This is a genomic window from Schleiferilactobacillus perolens DSM 12744, assembly GCF_001435585.1.
GTDB classification, from domain to species: domain Bacteria; phylum Bacillota; class Bacilli; order Lactobacillales; family Lactobacillaceae; genus Schleiferilactobacillus; species Schleiferilactobacillus perolens.
This window is the reverse complement of the sequence record NZ_AZEC01000001.1, coordinates 244,120-267,026: the sequence shown is the minus strand read 5'-3', so window position 1 is coordinate 267,026 and position 22,907 is coordinate 244,120. Positions and strand designations below refer to the sequence as shown.

The 22,907-nt window shown below is 50.2% G+C and carries 22 protein-coding genes and 1 pseudogene; 12 read left to right on the top strand and 11 right to left on the bottom strand.

The window, feature by feature from the left end; translation table 11 throughout:
* Positions 1-86: 86 nt before the first annotated feature.
* Complete coding sequence (locus FD09_RS01140) at positions 87-896, bottom strand: class II aldolase/adducin family protein (protein WP_057817414.1); 810 nt, start codon at positions 894-896, stop codon at positions 87-89.
* Between the two features lie 231 nt (positions 897-1,127).
* Between FD09_RS01140 and FD09_RS01135 the strand changes: the two genes are divergently transcribed.
* The 5 genes from FD09_RS01135 to FD09_RS01115 all read left to right on the top strand — a co-directional run bounded on the left by FD09_RS01135 (position 1,128) and on the right by FD09_RS01115 (position 8,802).
* Positions 1,128-1,883, top strand: a complete 756-nt coding sequence (locus FD09_RS01135; RefSeq protein WP_057817412.1) for a DeoR/GlpR family DNA-binding transcription regulator — start codon at positions 1,128-1,130, stop codon at positions 1,881-1,883.
* Between the two features lie 147 nt (positions 1,884-2,030).
* Positions 2,031-3,818 carry an L-fucose isomerase gene (locus FD09_RS01130; protein ID WP_057817410.1) on the top strand — a complete coding sequence of 596 codons (1,788 nt, stop codon included), beginning with the start codon at positions 2,031-2,033 and terminating at the stop codon, positions 3,816-3,818.
* Between the two features lie 5 nt (positions 3,819-3,823).
* Positions 3,824-5,263, top strand: coding sequence for a rhamnulokinase (locus tag FD09_RS01125; protein ID WP_057817407.1), 1,440 nt, complete (start codon positions 3,824-3,826; stop codon positions 5,261-5,263).
* A gap of 259 nt (positions 5,264-5,522) precedes the next feature.
* Complete coding sequence (locus FD09_RS01120; protein ID WP_057817406.1) at positions 5,523-6,821, top strand: PTS sugar transporter subunit IIC; 1,299 nt, start codon at positions 5,523-5,525, stop codon at positions 6,819-6,821.
* Between the two features lie 10 nt (positions 6,822-6,831).
* Entirely contained in the window at positions 6,832-8,802 is a 1,971-nt protein-coding gene (locus tag FD09_RS01115) for an alpha-amylase family protein (protein ID WP_162261459.1), read from the top strand.
* A 75-nt stretch (positions 8,803-8,877) separates the two neighbouring features.
* Here the strand turns inward: FD09_RS01115 and FD09_RS01110 are convergent, their stop codons facing one another.
* From FD09_RS01110 to FD09_RS01085, 6 genes are all read right to left on the bottom strand, one after another.
* Complete coding sequence (locus tag FD09_RS01110; protein ID WP_057817402.1) at positions 8,878-9,762, bottom strand: ROK family protein; 885 nt, start codon at positions 9,760-9,762, stop codon at positions 8,878-8,880.
* Between the two features lie 10 nt (positions 9,763-9,772).
* Positions 9,773-11,137 carry a glycoside hydrolase family 32 protein gene (locus FD09_RS01105; protein ID WP_235812189.1) on the bottom strand — a complete coding sequence of 455 codons (1,365 nt, stop codon included), beginning with the start codon at positions 11,135-11,137 and terminating at the stop codon, positions 9,773-9,775.
* Positions 11,138-11,145: 8 nt separating this feature from the next.
* Positions 11,146-11,979, bottom strand: coding sequence for a carbohydrate ABC transporter permease (locus tag FD09_RS01100; protein ID WP_235812181.1), 834 nt, complete (start codon positions 11,977-11,979; stop codon positions 11,146-11,148).
* A gap of 16 nt (positions 11,980-11,995) precedes the next feature.
* Positions 11,996-12,877 carry a carbohydrate ABC transporter permease gene (locus FD09_RS01095; protein ID WP_057817396.1) on the bottom strand — a complete coding sequence of 294 codons (882 nt, stop codon included), beginning with the start codon at positions 12,875-12,877 and terminating at the stop codon, positions 11,996-11,998.
* Positions 12,878-12,954: 77 nt separating this feature from the next.
* Positions 12,955-14,250: an ABC transporter substrate-binding protein gene (locus tag FD09_RS01090; protein WP_083487403.1), complete on the bottom strand. Its 1,296-nt coding sequence runs from the start codon at positions 14,248-14,250 to the stop codon at positions 12,955-12,957.
* A gap of 136 nt (positions 14,251-14,386) precedes the next feature.
* Positions 14,387-15,364: a LacI family DNA-binding transcriptional regulator gene (locus FD09_RS01085; RefSeq protein ID WP_083487401.1), complete on the bottom strand. Its 978-nt coding sequence runs from the start codon at positions 15,362-15,364 to the stop codon at positions 14,387-14,389.
* A gap of 199 nt (positions 15,365-15,563) precedes the next feature.
* Between FD09_RS01085 and FD09_RS01080 the strand changes: the two genes are divergently transcribed.
* Positions 15,564-15,854 (top strand): hypothetical protein, encoded by a 291-nt coding sequence (locus tag FD09_RS01080; protein WP_057817391.1) that lies wholly within the window; start codon positions 15,564-15,566, stop codon positions 15,852-15,854.
* A gap of 191 nt (positions 15,855-16,045) precedes the next feature.
* Here the strand turns inward: FD09_RS01080 and FD09_RS01075 are convergent, their stop codons facing one another.
* Together FD09_RS01075 and FD09_RS01070 are read right to left on the bottom strand one after the other, a co-directional pair.
* On the bottom strand, positions 16,046-16,315 hold the full coding sequence (locus tag FD09_RS01075; protein ID WP_057817389.1) for a DUF2922 domain-containing protein: 270 nt from the start codon (positions 16,313-16,315) through the stop codon (positions 16,046-16,048).
* Positions 16,316-16,343: 28 nt separating this feature from the next.
* Positions 16,344-16,550 carry a DUF1659 domain-containing protein gene (locus FD09_RS01070; protein WP_057817387.1) on the bottom strand — a complete coding sequence of 69 codons (207 nt, stop codon included), beginning with the start codon at positions 16,548-16,550 and terminating at the stop codon, positions 16,344-16,346.
* 364 nt (positions 16,551-16,914) lie between these two features.
* Here FD09_RS01070 and FD09_RS01065 point away from each other — a divergent pair, with 364 nt between their 5' ends.
* The 5 genes and pseudogenes from FD09_RS01065 to FD09_RS01050 all read left to right on the top strand — a co-directional run.
* Entirely contained in the window at positions 16,915-17,970 is a 1,056-nt protein-coding gene (locus tag FD09_RS01065; protein ID WP_157053640.1) for an NAD(P)H-dependent amine dehydrogenase family protein, read from the top strand.
* A gap of 94 nt (positions 17,971-18,064) precedes the next feature.
* Positions 18,065-18,385, top strand: coding sequence for a hypothetical protein (locus FD09_RS16195; protein WP_235812180.1), 321 nt, complete (start codon positions 18,065-18,067; stop codon positions 18,383-18,385).
* A gap of 222 nt (positions 18,386-18,607) precedes the next feature.
* Positions 18,608-19,468, top strand: a complete 861-nt coding sequence (locus FD09_RS01060; RefSeq protein ID WP_057817385.1) for an alpha/beta hydrolase — start codon at positions 18,608-18,610, stop codon at positions 19,466-19,468.
* Positions 19,469-19,586: 118 nt separating this feature from the next.
* Positions 19,587-19,916 carry an AbrB/MazE/SpoVT family DNA-binding domain-containing protein gene (locus FD09_RS01055; RefSeq protein WP_057817382.1) on the top strand — a complete coding sequence of 110 codons (330 nt, stop codon included), beginning with the start codon at positions 19,587-19,589 and terminating at the stop codon, positions 19,914-19,916.
* Between the two features lie 16 nt (positions 19,917-19,932).
* Positions 19,933-20,199 (top strand): annotated as a pseudogene (locus FD09_RS01050) (type II toxin-antitoxin system RelE/ParE family toxin); the annotation flags it as partial.
* A 446-nt stretch (positions 20,200-20,645) separates the two neighbouring features.
* Here FD09_RS01050 and FD09_RS01045 read toward each other — a convergent pair.
* Together FD09_RS01045 and FD09_RS01035 are read right to left on the bottom strand one after the other, a co-directional pair.
* Positions 20,646-20,927, bottom strand: a complete 282-nt coding sequence (locus tag FD09_RS01045; RefSeq protein WP_057817379.1) for a hypothetical protein — start codon at positions 20,925-20,927, stop codon at positions 20,646-20,648.
* A 379-nt stretch (positions 20,928-21,306) separates the two neighbouring features.
* Positions 21,307-22,065, bottom strand: coding sequence for an NUDIX hydrolase (locus FD09_RS01035; RefSeq protein ID WP_420806831.1), 759 nt, complete (start codon positions 22,063-22,065; stop codon positions 21,307-21,309).
* Positions 22,066-22,233: 168 nt separating this feature from the next.
* On the opposite strand from FD09_RS01035, the gene FD09_RS01030 reads away from it, so the two are divergent.
* Positions 22,234-22,830: a sugar O-acetyltransferase gene (locus FD09_RS01030; RefSeq protein WP_057817372.1), complete on the top strand. Its 597-nt coding sequence runs from the start codon at positions 22,234-22,236 to the stop codon at positions 22,828-22,830.
* Positions 22,831-22,907 lie beyond the last annotated feature (77 nt).

Genomic DNA, 22,907 nt, shown 5'->3' with positions numbered 1-22,907 from the left:
CAAAAGGGTTTCTTACGCAGATTGTTTTGCTCCTGCGCAAGAAACCTTTTTCTGTGCAAACAAACCGGAAGCAGACCGAAATACATTTAGACGCTGGCGTGATAGCCCTCATCATTCCCCACTTCACCCGGCCGCATTTCTGCTTCCGGACGCTGCGGATTCTCCGGGAACGGCATGTCCTTCGCCTTGATCGGAATCTCCGGAATTGCAATCAGCGGCACTTCCTTATACGGCTCTTTGTAGTTCTTACCGCAGGATTGATAGTCATCCAGCAGTCCCAGCTTGATGAAAATCGTCTGCTGATAGGCAATCTTGGCGTTCCATTCCAGGGTTTCCAAGATCCGCACGGCGATGTGCAGATCAGTCGACGTGATGACGATGCCATGACTGTTCAAAAGAAAGACATTTTCCATGGCCTTATCACCGATTTCCAGCAACGCATTGTACACAATATCCGCTAATGCTTTGCTGGTCGCCGGTGCAAAGGGCAAGACGCGAATTCGCCCTAATTCCCGGGTGGCTTCCGTCACGTTGGGCATATCCAGTCCGCTGGTAGCCCAAAACATCGACTCTTCGGCGTGAGAGTGATAGACACAACGAATACCAGGATGGACCCGGTAGGCTTCTTCGTGCATGTTGATCTCCCGGGTGACTTCCCCGACGCCGTCAATTTTTTCCCCTGTTTCTGCATCCACCACTAATATTTGCGCCGGGTGCAATTCCGCATAATACGTTTCGGACATAAAAGTGGGCGTAATGAGGATGTAAGGATGTTCATCTTGGTCAAATACCTTCGTCGACATATTACCGCCTGCAATATTGGTATCTTTCCGGTCAAACATCACTTGGACGGTATGCGCTAAATCAGCCCGTTCTTTCTGGAACATCATTTCCATTATGATCACTCGCTCTCAATCAATATTTGCCTTTAGTATAAATGGAAAAACAGTCAAGATATCGTTTGCACATCGGAGTTGGACGGGGGGCACAATTTTGGCGACTAATTCGCCACACTTCGTCATCACTCGCCACCAAGAAGTCGCCCCGACAATTAAAAAACGTTAGTTATCGTAAAAGTAAGCGGTTGCTGTATAATACAGGCAAGTGATTGATTGGAAGTGAACAAGTTGTTTAAGAATGAACGATTAACCAAAATACTGGAAATTCTCCAGCAAAAACGCACCGTCTCCACCGGCGATTTACAGGAATCCCTCTTTGTCAGCGCCTCAACTTTGCGCCGAGACTTATTGGAGTTGGAAACTATGGGTAAAATTGCCCGCAAGTTTGGCCGGGTGGAACTGGTCAAACCTGAAAATGTGGAGTTGTCTTATCTTTTCCGTGAACAGGAACACGAAGCCGAGAAGCGCAAGATCGCCGACACGGCCAGCGTCTTTCTGGGTGACAACCACGCCATCTTCGTCGACTCCAGCAGTACCGCCTCCTTCATGGCCAACTACCTCACCCCGCTGCGCAATATCATCGTGATCACCAACGGCTTGCGCCTGGCGGTCACCCTGGATAGTGCGACGAACGTGAAGACCTTTGTCACCGGCGGCCGGCTGCGCACTGGTTCCGGATCCATTGTCGGCGACGCCGCGATGGATTTCATCAATAGTTTCCGTGCCGATCTGGCGATCATTTCCTGCGTCGGCGTGACGGGCGAGGGCGTGTATATGTCCAGCGAAACCCAAGGCAGTATGAAGCGGCAAATGATGGCCCATGCGGATCAAACCATCCTGCTGTGCGATCATTCTAAGTTCGGCGTCAAGAGCTATTACCGCCTGGGCGGCATTGATCAGCTTAACGCGATCGTGACGGATCAAGCCCCCAGCAAGACCCTGTCCCGCGCCTGGCAGCAAGCCGGCGCTGATGTACTCTTCTGAACAAGTGTGGCGAACTATGGCGAAATGCGCACGAATATATGGCGACTTGCCAGAAGTGGCACCGTTGCTTCTCAGTGAAAATGTAAGCGATTAATATAAGGAGCATGAGCAGCTCCATTTCTGACAATGATAGAAAGCAGGATCGATATGTTAAAAATCAATTATCCCAAAATCGGTATTCGTCCCACAATTGATGGGCGGCGCAAAGGGATTCGGGAATCTTTAGAAGCCCAAACAATGGCGATGGCCCAGTCCGTGGCCGATTTATTGGCGAAAACTTTACGTTACCCCGATGGCACGCCGGTGCAGACCGTCATCGCCGATACCACCATTGGCGGAGTGCGGGAGGCCGCAGCAGCTAAAGAAAAATTTGATCGTACCGGCATCTGCGGCACGATCACAGTCACTCCCTGCTGGTGTTATGGCAGTGAAACCATCGATATGAGTCCAGATCTCCCCCATGCAATCTGGGGCTTTAACGGCACGGAACGCCCGGGCGCCGTTTATTTGGCCGCCGCCCTGGCCGTGCATACGCAAAAGGGCATCCCGGCCTTTGGCATTTATGGCGAAGATGTGCAAGATGCGGATGACACCAGTATTCCGGCGGATGTGCAAGCGAAACTGCTCCGTTTTGCCAAGAGTGCTTTAGCGACTGGCATCATGCGCAATAAGGCCTATTTGTCCATTGGCGGCGTCGCCATGGGCATCGGCGGGTCCACAGTCGATCCTGACTTTTTCCAAGATTACTTAGGCATGCGCAACGAATATATTGATATGAGTGAGTTAGTGCGTCGGATGGATGAAAAGATTTATGATCCAGACGAGTTTGACCAGGCGCTGGCTTGGGCCAAAGAAAACACACCGGTGGGCCCGGATATTTATAATGCCGATAATCCAGAGAAATTCACCGATGCGGAAAAGGCCGACCAACTGGCAACCTGCGTGAAGATGCTGATCATTGCCAAAGACTTAATGGACGGCAATCCGCGCTTGGCCGAACTGGGTTTCAAGGAAGAAGCCGATGGTCATTATGCCATTGCGGCCGGTTTCCAAGGCCAGCGTCAGTGGACCGACCATTTCCCCAATGGCGACTACATGGAAGCCATGATGAATTCCCAGTATGACTGGACCGGCATCCATGCACCCCATGTCTTTGCCACGGAAAACGACAGTCTGAACGGGGCGACGATGCTGTTCAACTATCTATTGACCAACACGCCGCAAATCTTTGCTGATGTGCGCACCTATTGGAGTGCGGCCGCTGTTGAACGAGTGAGCGGCGAACAGCTCACCGGTCTGGCCGCAGGCGGTTTCTTACATCTGAGTAACTCTGGCGCCCAAACGCTGGATGCCACTGGTCAGGAAAAGGTTGATGGACAACCGGCCATCAAACCGTTTTGGGACCTCAGTGAGGCGGAAGCCCAGGCCAATTTGGCGCATACCCGCTGGATTCCCGCTAACATTGGCTATTTCCGAGGCGGCGGTTTCTCCAGTAATTATGTGACCCAAGGCGGTCCAGACGGTATGCCCGTGACCATGAGCCGGCTCAATTTAGTCAAAGGTGTCGGTCCAGTCCTTCAGATCGCTGAAGGATACGCGGTAGATCTGCCAGAAAACGTCTTTACGGCGGTGAATGAACGAACCGATCCCGGGTGGCCCTCCACTTTCTTTGTGCCGACGCTCACCGGTCATGGTGCGTTCAAGTCCGTTTACGATGTGATGAACAACTGGGGTGCCAATCACGGGGCGATTAGTTACGGCCATATCGGCGCAGACTTAATTACCTTGGCCGCCATCCTGCGCATTCCGGTCAATATGCATAATGTGCCCGAAGCCGATATTTTCCGCCCCCGGGCTTGGTCCTCGCTGGGCACCGAAAACCTAGAGGCCGCCGATTTTAATGCCTGCCGGACATTCGGCCCGTTATACGGTTAATGCCCATGACAGCGACGAAAAATATCATTGCCGTTGATTTAGGCGCCAGCAGCGGCCGGGTGATGTCTGGGGAATTTGACGGGCACAAAATTGCGCTGAAAGAACAATACCGTTTTGCCAATCGGCCAGTCCAAATCCACAATCGCCTGTACTGGGATTATTTGAAGATCTTTCAAGAAATCAAATATGGGTTAAGTATCGCCCAAAACGATCTGGGTCAACTCGCCAGCATGAGCATTGATACCTGGGGCGTGGATTATGGCATGATCAGTGCGCACGATGAAGTGTTGTTTACCCCGCATAGTTATCGTGATGACCGTGTGGAAGCGGCCGCCGCCAGTTTTGCGCAAAAAATAGCCCCAGCCGAGCTGTTCCGGCGTACGGGGGTCCAACCGGCCAACATCAACACCAACCTGCAACTGTTCGCCGATTTACAACGTTATCCATTCTTACCGGAACAGGTCCAAGATGTCCTGATGATGCCCGACCTGATCGGCTTTTTCTTCAGCGGCCAGCGCAGCCACGAATTCACCATTGCCAGCACCGCTGGACTGGTGAACGCGGAAAGTCAAACCTGGGACGCCAAGATTCTGCGGGCACTGGGTATCCCAGCCAAATGGTTTGGCCCTTTGACTGTGGGCGGCCAATTATTAGGCCCGCTCGTGCCTCAAATCGTAAGTGAACTGCACTTGAATCCGGAGATGCAGGTCATCACCGGTGCTGGTCACGACACCGCCGCCGGTGTACTCGCCACCCCTCGCATTGACGCTGCGCCCACGCACACGGCGTTCATCAGCAGCGGCACCTGGTCGATCGTTGGCCAAGGAACCGCCCAACCGATCACGTCAACCGAAGCCTTCAACGCGGGATTGACCAACGAAGGCGGCTTCTTTGGCGACAATAATCTGCTTAAGAACATTACCGGTCTGTGGATCGTGCAAGAACTCCAACGAGAGTGGCAATATCTGGGTACCAGCATCAGTTTCGACCAGCTCACCCAAGACGCCATTGCCGCCCGCAGTATTGGTAGTACGATTGACCCCAATGACCCGGTGTTCAGTACCCCAGGTGAAATGGAAGAAAAGATCATCCGTTTCCTGACTCAAACCAATCAGCATTTGCCCCAAACCCGGGGTGAACTGATTCGCGCTGTGCTGGAAAGTTTGGCCCATTCTTATCAGCAGGTCCTGACCGAGTTGGAAGAAGTCACCGGCCAACCCGTCAAAGCCATTAATATGTTTGGCGGCGGGATCCAAAACCGGCTGCTGGTGCAACTCACCGCCGACTACACCCACCGGCCAGTGGTAACCGGACCGGTGGAAGCCAGTGTGTTGGGAAATATGCTGACGCAGCTGCACGTGTTGGGTGAGCTGAGTCCCAACGACTGGGATAACGTGATCAAGCAGTCTGTCGATATTCACACTGTTCAACCTATTCCACTGTGAACTAATAGAAATCGTCATGGTCTTGAGTCTTGCAAAAGATTCGAGGCCGTTTTTGTTTGCAGGATTGACGACAATTGAACGATCTTGAACATTTATGAACAAGTTCATGACGCTTTTTACGGCGATGTGCCATCTCAGGTGTAAACGCTTTAAATACGCAAATGTTTTTAGTATTCTGAAGTTGTTGCGAGGGAGACTGCTCAACCCTTAATACATCGCACTTTATCAATCCTATCCAAATTTTGAGGGGGAAATAGCAGTGGCAAAAGAGAAAACATCATTCATTGATCGCATATTAGGCGTCGCAGGAAAAATTCAAGAAAATCCATATATTAAGGCGGTTTCGTCAGGTCTGGCCTCATTGATGCCAATTATCATCATCGGGTCCCTGCTTGTGATCGTCACCACGATCGCGGCGGGCATCAGTAATCCGGGTTATCAGAAGTTCCTCGTGGACTCTGGCATCAAACCTTTGTTGCAATACCCGAATTTAGTCACCAACGGTGTGCTGTCCATTTATACCGCCTTTGCGATCGCCTACAACTTGGCCCAGTCGCAAGAGCAAGACGGCTACATGGCCGGTCTATTGTCCATCATGGCATTCTTGGTGGTCCAGCCGTTCAACATCAGTAAAAGCGGCAGCGTGTCCCTGCCAATTGAATTATTAGGCGCGGAAGGCATTTTTACCGCAATCGTGGTGGCTTTGATTGTGCCGGTAATCATGCGTTTCTTCAAAAAACATAATTTATACATCAAGATGCCCAATGGTGTGCCAGAAATGATCACTCGGTCATTTGCCGCATTAACCACCGGTGGTGCAGTGCTCCTCATTTTCTTCGGTGTGAAAATCATCTTTTCGCAAACCAGTGTCGAAACATTGCCCAGTCTGATTAAGCTGCTCATTCAAACGCCCCTAAAGGCATTGGGCAGCAGCTGGATCGCACTGGTGGTCATCATGGCCGTCGTGGGACTGCTGTGGTTCTTCGGTATCCATGGTCACTTGGTCGCCCTGAGCGTGATGCTCCCTGTATACCTGCAAATGGACTTGGAAAACTTGAACGCTTATCAAGCCGGGAAACCATTGCCAAACATTATCGGTTACTCATTCATTAACGTGTACGGCGCTGGTGCGGTGGTATTATTCGGTCTTGTATTCTGGTTATGGCGAGCTCAGTCGGAGCGGTATCGCATTCTGTCTCGTTTATCCGCTATTCCCATGTTGATGGGCATTGGCGAGCCACTGGCCTTCGGGGTGCCCTTCGTTCTGAATTTCACACTGCTGATCCCCTCCGCTTTCAGCGCCAGTATTAATATCATCTTGGCTTATCTGGCTACTGCAGTGAACATTCTGCCGCGCTTCAACGGCGTGAATATCGCAGGCATGCCGGTCTTGGTCAACGGCTTCCTCGTGGGCGGCTGGCGCGTGGCATTGTTCCAAGTCTTCTTGTGCGCACTCAACGTGGCGATCTGGGCGCCCTTCGTGAAGCGCCTCGACCGCACCGAATATGCGCAAGAACTCGCCAATGCCCAAGCCACTGACACTCAAACGGAAGGATAAGGATAAACTTATGACAAGCCATTTACCATATCGTCAGATCCATCTCGATTTTCACACGCCAGAACTCGGCAGTCCAATTGCCACCGATTTTGACCCGCAGGAATTTACCAAGACGCTGCTGGCAGCCGGCGTCGATTCCATCACCTTGTTTGCCAAAGATCATCACGGCTATGCTTTCTATGACACTGACGCCGCCAATCATCATCCCGATTTGCATATCAATCTCTTATCCCAGCAAGTCGACGCGGCCCATGAAGCCGGGATCAAAGCCCCGATTTATCTCTCGGTGGGATTTGATGAATTCATCGGCAACCAGCATCCGGAATGGTTCCAACGCAATCAAGATGGCGAAGTGTTGCAGGGACAAGCTTCTGTGATCAAGCCATTGGACCCCGGTTTCAAACGGCTTTGTCTCAACTCGCCGTATGTCGATTACTTAAAGGCCCAAATTGTAGACGTTATTCAACATTTTGAAGGCCGCCTGGATGGCCTGTTCTTCGACATCATTCGTCAATCACCGTGCTATTGCCATACGTGTATGGCCAAGATGAACGCAGCCGGCATCGATGCCACTGATCCCCAGCAGGTTCAACACTATGCGGATGAAGTGACGGTGCATTTTGAAAACGACTTGTCTGCCTTCATTCGCGCCCAAGTGCCGGATTGCCCCATTTTTTACAATGCGGGTTCGATCAATCCAACGATTCGCAAGACCTTGAAAGATAACTCCCACTTGGAAATTGAAGCCTTGGCCAGCAGCCTCTGGGGTTACGGCTACTTCCCCGCCACGGTCCGCTATGCCAAGAACCTGGGGATGGATTATCTCGGCATGACGTCCAAGTTCCACTTCGGCTGGGCTGATTTCGGCAGTTATAAGAACCCCGCCGCTTTAGAATATGAAGTGTTCTTGATTCTGGCCCACGGTGGGAAAGTGTCAATTGGGGATCAAATGTACCCCAACGGTCGCCTGCAACCCCACACCTACGATTTGATTGGCAACGTGTTTAACCAAATCAAACCATTGGAAGCTTATCTAGATGACACCCGCTCCCTGGCGGATATCGCCATTGTCTATCCCGATCGTCAAGTGGGCGAAAAAATTCCTGCCGCTTTGGCGGGTGCAGTGGCGATGCTTAATGAAGCGCACCTCAGTTTCGATGTCGTCGATGCCGTCATGGACTGGTCGCGCTACCGTCTGATCGTCCTGCCCGACGGTGTCACGCCCACAGAACAACTCGTGGACCGGGTCAATGCGTTTACCGCCGCCGGAGGCAAAGTACTCAGTTCCTTCCATGCCGGTTTTGCACAGAATCAGTTTGCTTTCAAGAACTTCCCTGTGCAGTTCGTCCAACACAATCCCTATAAAACTAATTATTGGATACGCAATGGCGAAGACTTTGAACAAGTGCTTTATCGCAGCGGGATGAACACGACCCTGACGGAAGGCGCCAAGTCTTTGGCTTTGATCTATGAGCCCTGGTTCAACCGGACCTATCAACATTTCTACAGTCACATGCAGGCGCCTTTCCACCAGAAGACGGATTATCCAGCGATTGCGCAAAATGACGCCTTTGTCTTCTTTGCCCATCCGATTTTCACGCTGTACAACGCCACTGCCAACCATAACTATAAAGTGGCCGTGATTGATGCCATTCAGTCATTGCTGAACGCAGATACGATCATTCAATCGAATTTACCCAGTACGGCTGATGTGGTGTTGAACGAGCAACCTGACCAACAACGGTATGTGTTGCACCTGCTGCATTATGTCCAACAACACCGCAGCAAGTATTCCGACATCATTGAAGACAAGCTGCCCCTGGTCGATATCGACTTCTCGCTGCACTTGCCGAAAGAAATTAAGCGGATCGAACGGGTCAGTGATCATCAAGAGATTCCGTTCACTGTTGAAAATGGTCGAGTGAAGTTCTCCTTGGATCGACATATTGGTCATGATATGTTCGTTCTGGAAACTGTGTAAGAACCATCTGAACCAACCAAAAAGGGCTTCGTCAAGCTGTCCACATTGGACACAGCTTAGCGAAGCCTTTTATCTTTACACAGATGGTGCATTCACTGTCTTTGCGACCAAACTCTTCGCCAGCAGCAAGCTGCCCACGATCCCCGCATCATTCCCCAATCCCGCATGGACAATGTAATTGTCCACGGGCGGTGTATCCACGTATCCATTGAGCTGGGTGATGAAGGACGACCGAATCAACGGCATGAGCTGTTGCTGGTTAGCCACACCGCCGCCAAATACGATCATCTCCGGTGCTAAGGTCAGCGTCAGATCAACACACGCTTGAGCTAAGTAATACGCCTCCACCTGCCAGAACGGATCGTCCCGTGTGATATCCCGCCCTGGCCGACCGTTACGCGCCGCAATCGCCGGCCCCGCCGCGATACCCTCCAAACAATACTGATGATAAGGACAAACCCCAGCGAAATGATCATCCGGTAATGTATGCATCAACAAGTGGCCCACTTCAGGGTGGCTAATGCCAGAATAAATCTGGCCATCCGCGATGATACCTGCACCAATTCCGGTGCCTACCGTGATGTACACCAGGTTCTTCTTGCCCTGGGCAGCACCCGCCAGCATTTCACCATAAGCGGCCACGTTCACATCGGTGGTCCAATAGATGGGAATATTCAGCGCATCTTGCAACCGGGGCAGAAATGGATAGTCTGCCCAACCAGGTTTCGGTGTCTTCTTGATATAGCCATAATCCGCTTGTTGCGGATTCACACCGATGGGCCCAAATGATCCAATGCCCAGCGCCGTCACCGGATGTTGCGTGAAGAAATCAATGATTACCGGCATCATTGCTTCCGGTTGTGTTGTATCCAGATGCTCTCGGGCGACGATTTTTAAATTATCATCGGCGACTGCCAGCACGAACTTCGTGCCGCCCGCTTCAATACCACCAAACATCATTCATACCTCCTCACGCCTCAAACGACTGCACGGTCAGTTGATTGGCCTCGCCGGCGTATTTCAACGTATCAATCGCACTTGGAAAAAAGAATACAAGACTGGCCACAGCCGCCCCATCACTCGCAAAAACTTCCAACGCGCTGCGGTCGAGTACCAAAGTTAATGCCCCCTGACCGGTCGGCGTCTTAATTGGTAACTGGCGCTGCTCCAAGTCACAGTGCACCTGCAATTCCAATGTGTCTGCGGTCGTCTGGCGCAATTTGACAACCCCATCGGGACTCTCTAAATCAATGCTTTGTCCCACTGCCAGACCTTTCTTCAATGTCAAAATACTAGCTACAGGGATCGACCGGGTGGCCGTCTCCGCCAAAGTCACGGTTTGTAAAGCCGCCCCAGTCACTGCCGGCGTCTGGCGTAATTGACCATCCACCATCGTTAAGATCCGCGGAATGCCCATCTGACCGTTCCAGTTCTGGTCATGGTCTGCCAAGTAATTGACCATTTCCGCATGGCGCAGCCACGGAATCACGATGCGCCGACCGTTGTGCTCAAATGATTGCGGGGCATAGAAGTCCAAGCCTTGATCCAGCGGTTGTAAACTATCCATCTGGAAAGTCTTTGTCGCCCAGTCCAGCTTACCCAACGCGATCTGGACCAAGTGCGGTTCCTCATTGGGCATGATCGCGCTGAATACCAACGCATCCTGCCCGCCGATCGTGAAGAAATCGGGACATTCGGTCATCCGGCCTAATTCGGGCAAGTTCGCCAGCAAAGACGATGTATACTGCCAATGCAACAAGTCCTCTGATTCATAAAGCAGAATCTGCCCGGCACCATCCACGGCTGCCGCGATCACTGCATAAAAGCGACCCGCATGGGTGAAGACTTTTGGGTCTCGGAAATCCGCAGGATCACCGCCGGCGGGCAACTGTGCCGCAGCCAGAACCGGATTCTTTTCATACTTCGTAAAATGAATACTATCATCCGACCAAGCGATGTTCTGCGTTTCCGTCACAGTGCCGTCCTCGGCCACTACATGCCCCGTGTACATTACATACAATCGGTTGTCATGCACAATTGCCGACCCCGAAAACACACCGCTGCGGTCATACTCTTCATCCGGGGCCATGGCGATGGGCAGATCTTCCCAATGCACCAAATCCTTGCTGCGGCCATGGCCCCAGTGCATCGTATCCCAGTTGGCCCCATAGGGATTGTGCTGGTAATACAAATGGTAATACCCCTGATAATAAATCAACCCATTGGGATCATTGAGCCAACCGTACGGGGCTGCAAAGTGAATTTTCGGTCGATACTGCGCGGCTACCTGGGCCGTATTTTCCTTGGCAAACTTCTCTGCCGCTTGAATTGTCATTGTCACTGCTACTTCTCCCCCGTTCCAGACGCGCCCAGACCTTGAACCAGGTATTTCTGGAAGAAGACATAGACAATGATCAACGGAATCGTGGAAATCGTCAGTATTGCCATGACCTGATTCATGTAGACGGGCTGCGTATTATTGATATTCGTAATCGCCACTTGTAACGGGAACCGATTGGAATCCGTTAATACCATGAGTGGCCAAATATAGTCATTCCAAGAGCCGATAAAGGATAACGTCCCGACTGTCGCAATCGCCGGTTTTGCCATCGGCAGCATGATCCGCCAGTATATCGTGAACATGCTGGCGCCCTCTAGCTGGGCCGATTCAATGACGTCATCCGAAATGGCATCGAAGAAGTTCTTGAACATGTAGATGTAGAAAGGCGCGGCCAGTGACGGGAAAATTACCGCCAGCGGCGTATTCAAGATACCCATGGAGCGGACAATTTGGAATTTCTGGATAATGATCGTCTCACCAGGAATGACTAACAAAGCTAAGAGTAAACCAAACAACATTTTTCGACCACGGAACCGGAATTTAGAAAAGCCGTAGCCTGCTAATGAATTGACGATGATCGAGCCAATCGTCACGGACAAGCCGTAGAAGATACTGTTCAACAAGTAAATGAACACGTTGAACCGCGATAACAGTTCGCGATACGCGGTCCCCCAGCTACCAATGTCAAAGGACGGCAAGAAGGCTTTGATTCCGCCGATGTCTTTATAAATCGCCGCTTCCGGCTTCATCGACGAGACCAGCATCCAGACTAACGGAAACAGGAACAATAGCGCCAGCAAGGTGATTAAAATTGTGCTGATAATCGTGTTAGCCATTTTTTTGTAATTGTGATTAGGCATTATTGTCACCTCCGGTAATCTTCCGCTGGCAAATCGTGAAGATAATGATCGCCAGGCCGTACACCATGGTCATGGCACTGGCATACCCCAGACTCCGGTCAGTAAAACCGGTGCGATAGATGTAGTATACCGGTGTGATCGTGGAATCCATCGGTCCGCCTTGGGTCATGACCATTGGTTGAATGATCAGCTTGAAGGCATCGATAAAGGTTGTGGTCAAAATCATCACGGATGTGGGCTTAAGCATGGGCAAAGTGATATGAATGAAACGTTCCCATTTGTTGGCACCATCAATGGTGGCCGCTTCGTACACATCAGAAGGGATATTTTGCAGTCCGGCCAGGAAGATCAGCATCTGATAACCAGCGCCTTGCCAGGCGGAAATGCCGATAATCGCGAACATTGCTTGAGTGGGACTGGTTAGGAACGGTTGGGCTTTGATGCCGAATTGTGCCAAGATCCCGTTGAGCAGCCCCTGTTCTGGATTCAAAATGTAGAGCCAAAGGACAGAAGTGACAACCAAAGATACCACGACTGGGGCAAAAAATGAGATCTTGAAAAACGTATTGCCCGGTCGCTGCTTATGGACAATCAGGGCCAGCCCTAATGCTGTTCCGACTTGCAGCGGCATCACGAACAGCACAAACTGCCCGACGTTTTTAACACTCTTCCAAAAGATTGGATCACCAAAGAGTTTAAAGTAATTACCCAGACCAATAAACGTCTTGGCCTGGGGAGCCAACATGTTGTAATCCGTTAATGAGTAATAAATAGATAGTGCCGCCGGGACAAACAGAAACAGCGTCAGCAGTAACAGTGCCGGAGCAACGTATAGCCAGGCCTGTTTAGAACGGGCAGAAAGCGTACTGCGCATTGTTTTTTCCTCCTTTTTAGCCAAAGAAACAGCTGCGGGGCCACGCCTCGGCGAAGCAGCGCAACTGTTTCAAAAAACTACTTCAAGTACTGTTGAATTTCCTGCGCTTGTTTCTTCATCAATGCGCTAATATCTGGGTTCTCTTTATAATAGGTGGCCTTAGTCACTGTCTCGGCAAAGGTTCGGGATACTTGCGGATACTTCACCAATACTGGCCGTGCATGACCGCTCTCTTGGTTTTGCTTAATTAAGAAACGCATGGGTTCAGTCACTTTACTCATCATTTCATCGGATACACTCTTCCGAGCAGGCAGTACAGTATTTGCCATACTGGTTCGATACATTTGGGCCTTGGCACTCAGGAAATCGATCAATGCACCAGAGGCTGCAGTCTTAGTCGTACTGGCGCTCATGGCATACTGCCAGCTGCCAGTGGGAGAAACCAACTTCTTGGTTTTCGGTGATACCGGATAAGGTAAGATTCCGTAGCTAATGTCTTTATACTGTTTATCGAGTTCTTGAATCGTCCAGGAGCCGGACATCAACATCGCATATTTACCAGTTTGGAATCCTTTTTGCTTCGGGCTGATTGTGGTGTAGCCGTTTTTAACCATGTCTTGGATTTCTTTAAAGGCGGATTGCGTGGCCGCAGAATCAAAGTAACCCACGGCTTTTGTTCCGGCTTTGTTGGTGATGTTACCGCCAGCAGACCAAACGAACGGGGCCAAGGAATAGATAGCCATTTCAGAATGATCGGAAAGTTGCATGTCGATAGCTGGGCCTTGATACTTCTCCGTCAATTTCTTGAGGATGGCGTTGAACTGGTCCCAAGTCCAGGGCTTGTCTAAAGTGGGTAACTCAGCCTCAGTAATGCCGGCGTCTTTGAACATTTTCTTGTTGTAATAGAAGCCGACACCAGATTCAGAATAACCCACGGCATACAATTTACCCTTGTAGGTTCCTTGATCGATGATGCTGGGTAAAATGTCGCTCTTCTTCGTAATGTACTTACCCAACGGTTGAATGATCTTCGAGTCCGCATAAGCCGCCGTGTTCGGGCCATCCAGTGTCAACACATCCGGTAAACTGTTGGAGTTTAACGCCGCGTTGATCTTGTCTTCATAACCGCCGCCGGAACCACTCCGGGGAATATATTGGACAGTGGCTTTGTACCCTTTTTTGTTCTCCTTGTTGAAGGCCGTAATGTTTTGCACCATGGCCTTACCTTCTGGATCTTCTTTAGAAAAGTGCACCCACATCGTCACATTCTTATCATCTGCACCGCTACTGCTTTTACCTGCTGTACAACCGGCTAAGGCAACCACAGACAGTGCTGCAGCCGCCACGATCATGCCAAGCTTCCACTTCTTCATCATGATACCCCCTGAATGATTTTTAATTGGTTATTTTTGAAACGTTTCATTCTACGCTCAAAGAATATCATTGGTAGCGATTACTGTCAACATATTTTTGAAACGTTTCCAAATTAATCGATAAAAAAGGAACATGTCACATCGGCTTAGTGGTTTTGCCTTCGCAAAATTCCACTGGAAGCACTTTGATCTCTGGCAAGACATCTGGATTCTTGATCTTCGTCATCAAAATGTCGACCGCAGCCTGGGCCATTTCTGCCACCGGCTGGGCAATCGTCGAAAGTTCGGACGGTTCATCCTCCGCCATGCGAATGCCGTCAAAACCGATCATCTGGATATCTTCCGGCACTCGAATGCCCTTCTGTTGGAGAATTCGGCGCACTTGCAGAAGCATAAAGTCATTGACACAAAATAGGCCATCCAAATTAGGCCGGCGCCGTAACAAACCATCCAATAATTTGGGCAAATCATGAATCGGTTCCGGTTCAAAAATCTCGTCATTTTCCAGCCCAGTCTTAGCTAAATAGGCCTGGAAGCCGTCACGGCGCCGGGTCGTTTCGTTCTTGAATTGAGAATACCCAGCAATATAAGCAAGCTGCGTTGCGCCATGTTTGATCAATTGTTCCGCCGCCATTTGGCCGCCCGCAAAGTTGTCCGACGTGACGTAAGAAATATCCTCCGTAAAGTACCGGTCGATACTGACAAAGGGCAGGTTGGAGGAAACGTACTGGTCGATCTCGCTATACGTGATACCAATGATCCCCGCCACCTTGTTTTGCGCCACCATTTGAATGTAGGCCCGCTCTTTTTCAGAATCCGACTCCGAATTACAGAGCATCAGCTTGTAGTCGAGATGGTACAAGGCTTTTTCCACGTAATACGCAAATTCAGAGAAAAAAGGATGCCAAATGGTGGGCAGAATCAGGGCAATGGTTTGGGACGAATTTGTCTTGAGGCCCCGGGCATAGTCATCTCGCACGTAATCCAACTGCTTGATGGCAGCCTGCACCTTTTTCATCGTGACCGGCTTCACCCCGGGAGCGTTGTTGATTGCCCGGGATACCGTCCCGAGACTGACCCCTGCCACCCGGGCTACATCTTTCATCGTCGCCATCATACACACCTCCGCTTGTTCGGCTCATTGAACTCTAAGCGACATTATAGCATAGGCACTGCAGGGCCGTTTTCGTCCGCACTGATAGTCCTTTGCCGTCTCCGCGACTACCAACTGTTCCAGTTCATCCAGATACATTTTTGATGCCGATCATTGCATTATGAACACCAGTTCGCTAACATAGAATTAGGTGATTATTATGTATGGATACTATGTTTACATCATCCCCAAAACGGCAGAACCTTGGGAACGGCGGCGCCGGTGGCTGAACGAATTTTACACGCTGCAGGTGGTCCATCAAGACGTGGCCATTGCGAAGGCGTTGAAGATATACAATTTTTCCCATCCCAACGACCACTTGCTGCCGAAGGAGTGCTGGTATCTGCTGGTGCCCCGGATTCCCACAGTACGGCGGCCAGTGCCGATCAATGCGGATGATGGGCGGTTGCTGTATAAGATCATGCATACGGATTATTTGATTTGCAACTAGGGGGCAGAGGGCAAAGCCTAGCTTCTGCTCGGCTTTGCCCGTTTACGTCGGGTGATCGGAGCCCGTTTACACAACGCACGGTTGCCCTCCGAAATCCTTCTCATTAATATGTAAAAAGCACAGCCAGGCCTGGGCGCCGGCCATGCTTAGTTAAATCAGAACGTTACCTTTTCACCAGCAGACAAACGATCTTAACGACCAGCAGGCACTTCTGGAGTTGGTGCCGGAGTTTCCGTACCAGCGTCGTCACCGAACAACGGTGTTTCAGTGCGTTCCACATACTTCGCCGATACCGGCACATCGTACAGGTGCACGCCACCCTTGATGAAGATTTTCGTGGCGGCAATTTTTTCCATGGTGCTTTTGACCTGATCTCCGGTCAATTCTTGATCCACGTAATTGACGGACAGGGTCTTGCTCTTGCCTTCAGATGTGTGAAACTTCAATTGTAATTGCTTCATGCGTGTTTTCCTCCTTTTCGATTAGCGACTAGCCAATGTGGGACTGAGTGGTGAGAATCGTATCTGCGATCACGTCACCGGCGTGCAGTGCCTTCAACGCATTCCCGACTGCTTGAATATCTTCAGGCGTGGCGTCTTCGGCGATGTTTTGGAAACGCCGAGTCAACTCGCCGTCTTTATAGCTTTCGTTCTCCAGGGTGAATGCGATGGAACTGCTCAACCAAACTTTATTCATTCGTTTCTCCTCCAATTAGTGGGTGTTAGATTTGTAAGCCGCAGGCCCGCTTGCCTTACACTAATAACAACGAATAAGCGGCGGAAAAACGGCAAAGAAATTTTGAGAAAGTTAAAAAAAGTGGCCGAAAGTTTGCATCACAGCAAATTCAGGCAGAATTTCAAGACGGTTTGTGCTCTGCGGCTTGTTCTTGCTGTGAACAAATAGTAGAAATGTGTCCTGAATTTTGCACCACAGCAAATTCTCCCTGCAATTAATTCTCTTTCGTGCTTCCCTATTTCTTTATGTAAGCGCTTGAACAGAGAAAACAAATACGCTATGCTGTTCTTGCATACTAGTGAACAAGAACAAGGGAGGATTTTCTTTGAAACTCAATAAAGTGCGTGTCATTCAATACGGCTGCGGCAATATGGCCAAGTCGCTCATTCCATACATGATTGAAAAAGGGGCCGATATCGTCGGCGCCATCGATAATAATCCTGATTTGGTCGGCCAAGATGTCGGTGATTTCGCCAATTTAGGCCACCAACTGGGCATCAAGATTTCTAACGACCCCGATCAGGTGCTGTCCTCTGTCGATGCCGACATTGCCGTGGTGACACTGTTTAGCTTCGTCCAAGACAATTACGATCATTTTGTCAAAATCCTGGAACACGGCGTTAATATTATTACCACCAGCGAGGAAGCTTTCTATTCCTGGAGCACTTCTGCCCAGCAGACCAATGAACTCAATCGGATCGCCAAGGAAAACGGCGTAACGATTACGGGGTCCGGGATGCAGGACATTTTCTGGAGCCAACTTCCCTTGACTGTAGCAGCCGGCTGTCAGCGGATTGACCGAATTGAAGGGGCAGTTAGCTACAATGTCGAAGATTACGGCATCGCCCTGGCGAATGCCCACGGCGTCGGCCTAACTGCAGATGAATTCAAGACACAGATTACTGACGTCGAAAGCTTCCCTTCCTACATGTGGAACTCCGGCGAAGAATTGGTCAGCCAATTGGGGTGGACCATTAAGAACATCAGCGAAGTCCGCGTGCCGGTAACCAGCGAGCAAGTTGTGCATTCCGATACGACCGGGAAAGACATTCCCGCTGGTGACGCCATTGGGATGTCAGCCGTGTGTACGATTGAAACCTATCAAGGGCCGGTGCTGAAATTGCAAACGATCGGCCAGGTGTATCTGCCCGGTCAAGGCGACCTGTGCGACTGGCATTTCTTCGGCGAACCCAACACCAATTTCTCCGTGGCCAAGCCGGATACAGTGGCCCATACCTGTGCGACGGTGACGAATCGGATTCCCGATGTGATCAACGCCCACCCGGGTTTTGTGGCGGTGGATGAATTGCCGGCACTGCGGTATCTCAGTTATCCAATGGGGTATTATGTGCGAAACCAGCGGCATCGTGGACACTGTTAATCAGCGACCACGATAATTGATTTCTGTGGACAACAAAAATCCGCTCAATCCGGTGGGAATAAAGGGATTGAGCGGATTTTTCGTGATTTGAATGATGCATCATGATACAATCAAAAAAGCAGAAACGGAATATGGGCGGTGGCCTTCCAATTCGTGGAAGAAGGTGGTGCCGATGGGTGAAACCGTCACGCACAGGAATCTGAGAAGAAAGGAGACCTTGCAAGTTTATGATGGCAGGCGTGTTTGCTGCCATCCTCGCTTTCCTGATTGGTCTCATTGTTTTGCTTCAGACCTTAACCCATCTGATCAAAACAATCACCAAGCTGGTGAGCGCAGTTCGACGCTTGCGCCGAACTCTTCGAAAATAAGCAAGCAAAAAGCCGCTCAAACCTTCCAGGGTGGTGTAGCGGCTTAATTGCGTGCTTATCAACTTTGGTCACCGCTCGTAAAGCGGATCTGCTGGAGAGCGTCGTGGTGACACACGGCACTCTTTCTATTGATATTATGATATATGCCCCGGCATATATCAAGTGATGAGCACCCATTTTTTCTTTAGAGTCTCGCACTCTGAAAACGGTATAATTAGCTTGTGTGAATGCATGTCTCAAAATGTCTTTCTAAGAAAGCAGGTCTGCACATGGAAATTGTGACACATAAATTGTCGACGTCGTTGAGTCAAACGGCCACTCTGACTGGTTATATTCAAACGCCTACGGAAGAAATCCCGGGTAAGGAACATCGGCCAGCCATCTTGATTATGCCTGGCGGTGGTTACACGATGGTTTCCGCTCGGGAAGCCGAACCGGTGGCCTTGGCCTTTGCCAGTCATGGCTTCCAGGCCTTTATCCTGCATTACTCCGTATTGCCCGTGATGTGGCCGGTGCCGTTATTGGAAGCCGCCGAAGCGATGCACCAGATTCGTGCCCATGCGGATGCCTGGTTCCTTGATCCAGATCAAGTCGCGACTCTAGGCTTCTCTGCCGGCGGTCACCTCGCAGCGGCGATCAGCACATTGGCAGATTCATCATTTTTGACCGAGCAAGGATACAAAGCGGCTGATGTGCGGCCGAACGCTTTAATGCTTGGCTATGCGTTAGTTTCTTTTGCGGCCATGGCAGCCTCTCGAGTTAATTCAGACGACGGATTAACGTCTGCGTTGCGGACAAAGGGCATCGACAAGCTGCCTTTATTCAAAGAAGCGTCTGAACTGGAGAAACAAGTGACGAACGCCACACCGCCCACGTTCCTGTGGGCCACTGCGCCGGACCAGGTGGTGCCGGTCCAAAACAGCTTGGCCTTTGCCGAGGCGCTCAATGCGGCCAAAGTGCCTTTCTCATTGCATATTTTCCCGCAAGGTCATCATGGCCTGTCCTTGGCCAATGCCCTGACCCGCGGGCGTTCGGGAGACCAGGACTTAGAACCGTCTGTAACGCCTTGGTTGTCGCTGAGTTTGCAATGGTTGCAGTTGCTGTTTCCGGATGCGGGAATTACAGCGTGAGCTCCCCAAATGATTACCTCCATAATAGGTGCGCTTCACGACGGATTTTTGACTAAGTACCACGTACAAACAAGGAAGAACATTATAATTACGGTGTACTTGCAAGGAGGAATTTCAATTGTTGACGAAAACTCGAAAACAAGGAAACTCTTTAACTCTAACTGTCCCTAAGGAATTCAATATTGCTGAAGGGCAGACCGTAGAACCCGAACTCACAGAGCAGGGAATTCTGTATAAGTTTGTGGATACAGACACGGAAAACGATTTCTTTGACTTTACTTCGGATATTCTGGCAGATCTCGTGAAAGAAGGCTATACCGGCAATCACTTACTGACGGAGTTTAACGCTCGTAAAGCCGCCATCCCCGCCGCATTCAGGCACATGCGGACACACACAACTGGCAAAGTGATGACCCAGGAGGAGTTGAAAAAGGCCATCGGCTTATAAAGTCCAGCCCGAACCGCGAGTTCTAAAATTTTTGAATAAACTCAAGAACAAAAGGCTAAAAGAGCGGTTGGTTAATACAATGCACGGCGATATTGCTGAAGATCCCAGTGTTGGCAAACAAAAAACTGGCGACCTCGCCGGATACTATGCATTCAATTTTCGATATGCCAACACATCGTATCGAACTGCATACATCATTGACTCCGACACACTAATCATTATTGTGCTGATCGGTACTCCTGAAAATTTTTATCACAGTTTGCGTCAAGTGCCGCGCGAGTGAGCCAGTTCGACATGCGTGACCAGAAACTGACCAGGCACGACGGAGATCCGCAGATCATGATACGAGGGGCCTGTGCCTTCTATCATGTACAATAATGTAGCAAAAGCCGCTCACCAGTGATGCACTGAAATTTGGGCGGCTTTTTCATGATCTTTTGTAGAACCAGCCATCGTCTTGAGAAAAGAGTCAGTGTGCCCATCAGGACGTATTTTCGCCCATACGTATCGGCTAGGCGGTCACAAACCACAGCGCCGATGATCAATAATAAGCGCCTGGGTCTTTGCGTAAATTTCCTCCTTGAGTCGCACACCTATAAAAGTCATTTTTGCTTATATATAACGGCAAGAAGAAGTGTACGCTAACCACTCAGGTAGCATCAAGCATGAATTACACTCGGGACACTAGAAAACCGCGGGAAACATCAACACAGTGATTCAGAATTCAAATTATTTTTTACCCTTGATCTGTTTTCCATTCACACTGATGGCATGTGGTAATAAGCCGGCTTTTTTCATGCCTTCCACCGATGCACCAATCCGCTCGTGGAAATCGTCATTATCCACCATTGCCAGTGCCTGCATATAGGACACGATGCCGTACGCAACAACAGCAAAGATAAGAAATACAATTTTCACCCACAGCATCGATGCGATTAGGGCGCCACTTACCGCAAGAACTGAGGGTGCGATGTTAAGCATCAGCTTTCTGAAATACTTCCATTTGTTCATCCTGATCTTCCTCGTAATTAATTTCGACTAAAATAACCAGTCAGCAACTACTTATGACTGCTTTTCCTCCACATTCGCCAAACGCCCGGTATTACGTACACGATGGTCAGGGCCAGTACTGCGCTGAAAGTGCTTTTCAGTAACTCCGCACCACGCATACCCATCAGCAAAAGAAAAAGGAACGCAACAAAAGCCCCCAATACGACCCGCACAATAATTTCTTGTCCCTCACTCAATTTCCAACGCATGCTAATCCCCCATCATTTTTTGAAAACCAGGTGCTCGTCGATATGACCTATGCTTTATCCCGCTGCACACTTGCAAAACGAAAGCCGCACTCCCGTCGGCCACGTCGAAACCCGCACCCTTCTTGCCAATATTAGGCGTGGGTCAAGCGATACTCCTTGGCTGGCCTGCCTGGCCCATCCTGTTGACTCGTCCCCGTATCCGTTAACAGATGCTGGTGATTGCGCAAAAAGTTCGAATTATCCGGCTCGTGCTGGCCGAACTGGTTGTAAATATATCGGGCCTGTTTGAGTGTGAAAGTGGGACCTAAAATCAGCAGAATCGTCGGCTGATAATTCAACTTATTCGCAATCCGTCGACACGCCACAGTCAAAATCCAGTTATGATCAAACGCCAACCCTGTCGTGGGCGTTTGATCATGCAAATATTCATTGTCCGCCAAGGTGGTAAAGGCATATTTCCCGTAGTGAAAACTGAAATGGCCATGTCCCTCTGGCGCTAAAGCAAACCACTGGGCATCTGTCGTCCCTGGTCCAGGTACAAGCTTTGGCCGGTCTGGTAAGAACGTCATATAACTCAGTGAAAGTGCCCGATTACCTGGCACTCGATCCGGTGCGGTGAAAGTCGCCAACTGTTCTGCATGGACAGCGGACAAGGACAGGCCGATTTTTTCTCGGACCAACCGCAGAGCCGCTTCGTGGGCCCCCTCATGTACCCGCATCGCAGTCTCCGGCAACGCCCAAAAACCTTTGAAAGGCGCATCCGCCCGCTTGATCAACAACACATTGATCTGCTGCGTCCGCCAATCAAAGCTCCAGATGATATTGGTAATGGTGATGTATGGTCGTTCCAAAGTGACTGTCATGGTGTTTTCCTCCGTTTGTATCTTCATTCTACTAATTGGCCGGGGAAAAGCCAAAGTAATTACACTACCGTCAGTATGAAAAACGCGCACCAGAAATCTGTTAACGACTATCCACTCCGCACAGTCTCTTCTTGTCTGGTACGATAGGAATCAATACCGCCAGAAAAGCAAGACATCATACAAGGAGCATACGCAATGAACCTAGACGAAAAATTCCAGTACATGGCCACCGGCCAGCCCTATAACGACCTTGACCCCTTATTAATTCAGGAACGTCAACGCTCCACCCTGCTGACAAATCAGATCAACCGAGAGGACGACGAGGATAAGAAAGCTGTTTTAGTCCGCGACCTCTTTGGCAGTGCCGGCACTGAGCCAGTGGTCAGTCCAAATTTCCGCTGTGAGTTTGGCCGTAACATCCATGTCGGTGACAACTTTTATGCCAATTACGACTGTGTGATCTTGGATGGCGCCAAAGTCACGATTGGCGATTATGTTCTGTTCGGTCCGAAAGTGGGCCTTTATACCAGCAACCATTTATTCGACGCCAAAGAACGACAGATTGGCGGGTGTATCGCGAAACCAATTACGATTGGCAACCGCTGCTGGCTCGCCGCCAATGTGACGGTTTTGCCGGGTGTGACGATTGGTAACGACGTGATTATTGGCGCGGGAAGTGTCGTGACCCATGATATTCCCGATAATGTGATTGCTGCGGGAAATCCGTGTCATGTGATTCGAGCGATTACGGATGCGGATAAGACAGGTTTTGCAGGACAGGACCTCATGTAATCTTGACGTATTAGACACCATATAAAGAATTGAACCATGTAAAAAGCCGCCTTCCTCATCGTGGGGATAGCGGCTTT

Coding starts and splice junctions, on each gene's coding strand:
- FD09_RS01030 (WP_057817372.1), top strand. CDS start 22,234: ATGAACCTAGACGAAAAATTCCAGTACATGGCCACCGGCCAGCCCTAT.
- FD09_RS01085 (WP_083487401.1), bottom strand. CDS start 15,364: ATGGCGACGATGAAAGATGTAGCCCGGGTGGCAGGGGTCAGTCTCGGG.
- FD09_RS01045 (WP_057817379.1), bottom strand. CDS start 20,927: ATGAACAAATGGAAGTATTTCAGAAAGCTGATGCTTAACATCGCACCC.
- FD09_RS01060 (WP_057817385.1), top strand. CDS start 18,608: ATGGAAATTGTGACACATAAATTGTCGACGTCGTTGAGTCAAACGGCC.
- FD09_RS01075 (WP_057817389.1), bottom strand. CDS start 16,315: ATGAAGCAATTACAATTGAAGTTTCACACATCTGAAGGCAAGAGCAAG.
- FD09_RS01090 (WP_083487403.1), bottom strand. CDS start 14,250: ATGAAGAAGTGGAAGCTTGGCATGATCGTGGCGGCTGCAGCACTGTCT.
- FD09_RS01070 (WP_057817387.1), bottom strand. CDS start 16,550: ATGAATAAAGTTTGGTTGAGCAGTTCCATCGCATTCACCCTGGAGAAC.
- FD09_RS01140 (WP_057817414.1), bottom strand. CDS start 896: ATGGAAATGATGTTCCAGAAAGAACGGGCTGATTTAGCGCATACCGTC.
- FD09_RS16195 (WP_235812180.1), top strand. CDS start 18,065: ATGCATCATGATACAATCAAAAAAGCAGAAACGGAATATGGGCGGTGG.
- FD09_RS01130 (WP_057817410.1), top strand. CDS start 2,031: ATGTTAAAAATCAATTATCCCAAAATCGGTATTCGTCCCACAATTGAT.
- FD09_RS01110 (WP_057817402.1), bottom strand. CDS start 9,762: ATGATGTTTGGTGGTATTGAAGCGGGCGGCACGAAGTTCGTGCTGGCA.
- FD09_RS01100 (WP_235812181.1), bottom strand. CDS start 11,979: ATGGCTAACACGATTATCAGCACAATTTTAATCACCTTGCTGGCGCTA.
- FD09_RS01095 (WP_057817396.1), bottom strand. CDS start 12,877: ATGCGCAGTACGCTTTCTGCCCGTTCTAAACAGGCCTGGCTATACGTT.
- FD09_RS01125 (WP_057817407.1), top strand. CDS start 3,824: ATGACAGCGACGAAAAATATCATTGCCGTTGATTTAGGCGCCAGCAGC.
- FD09_RS01035 (WP_420806831.1), bottom strand. CDS start 22,065: ATGAAGATACAAACGGAGGAAAACACCATGACAGTCACTTTGGAACGA.
- FD09_RS01115 (WP_162261459.1), top strand. CDS start 6,832: ATGACAAGCCATTTACCATATCGTCAGATCCATCTCGATTTTCACACG.
- FD09_RS01105 (WP_235812189.1), bottom strand. CDS start 11,137: ATGACAATTCAAGCGGCAGAGAAGTTTGCCAAGGAAAATACGGCCCAG.
- FD09_RS01080 (WP_057817391.1), top strand. CDS start 15,564: ATGTATGGATACTATGTTTACATCATCCCCAAAACGGCAGAACCTTGG.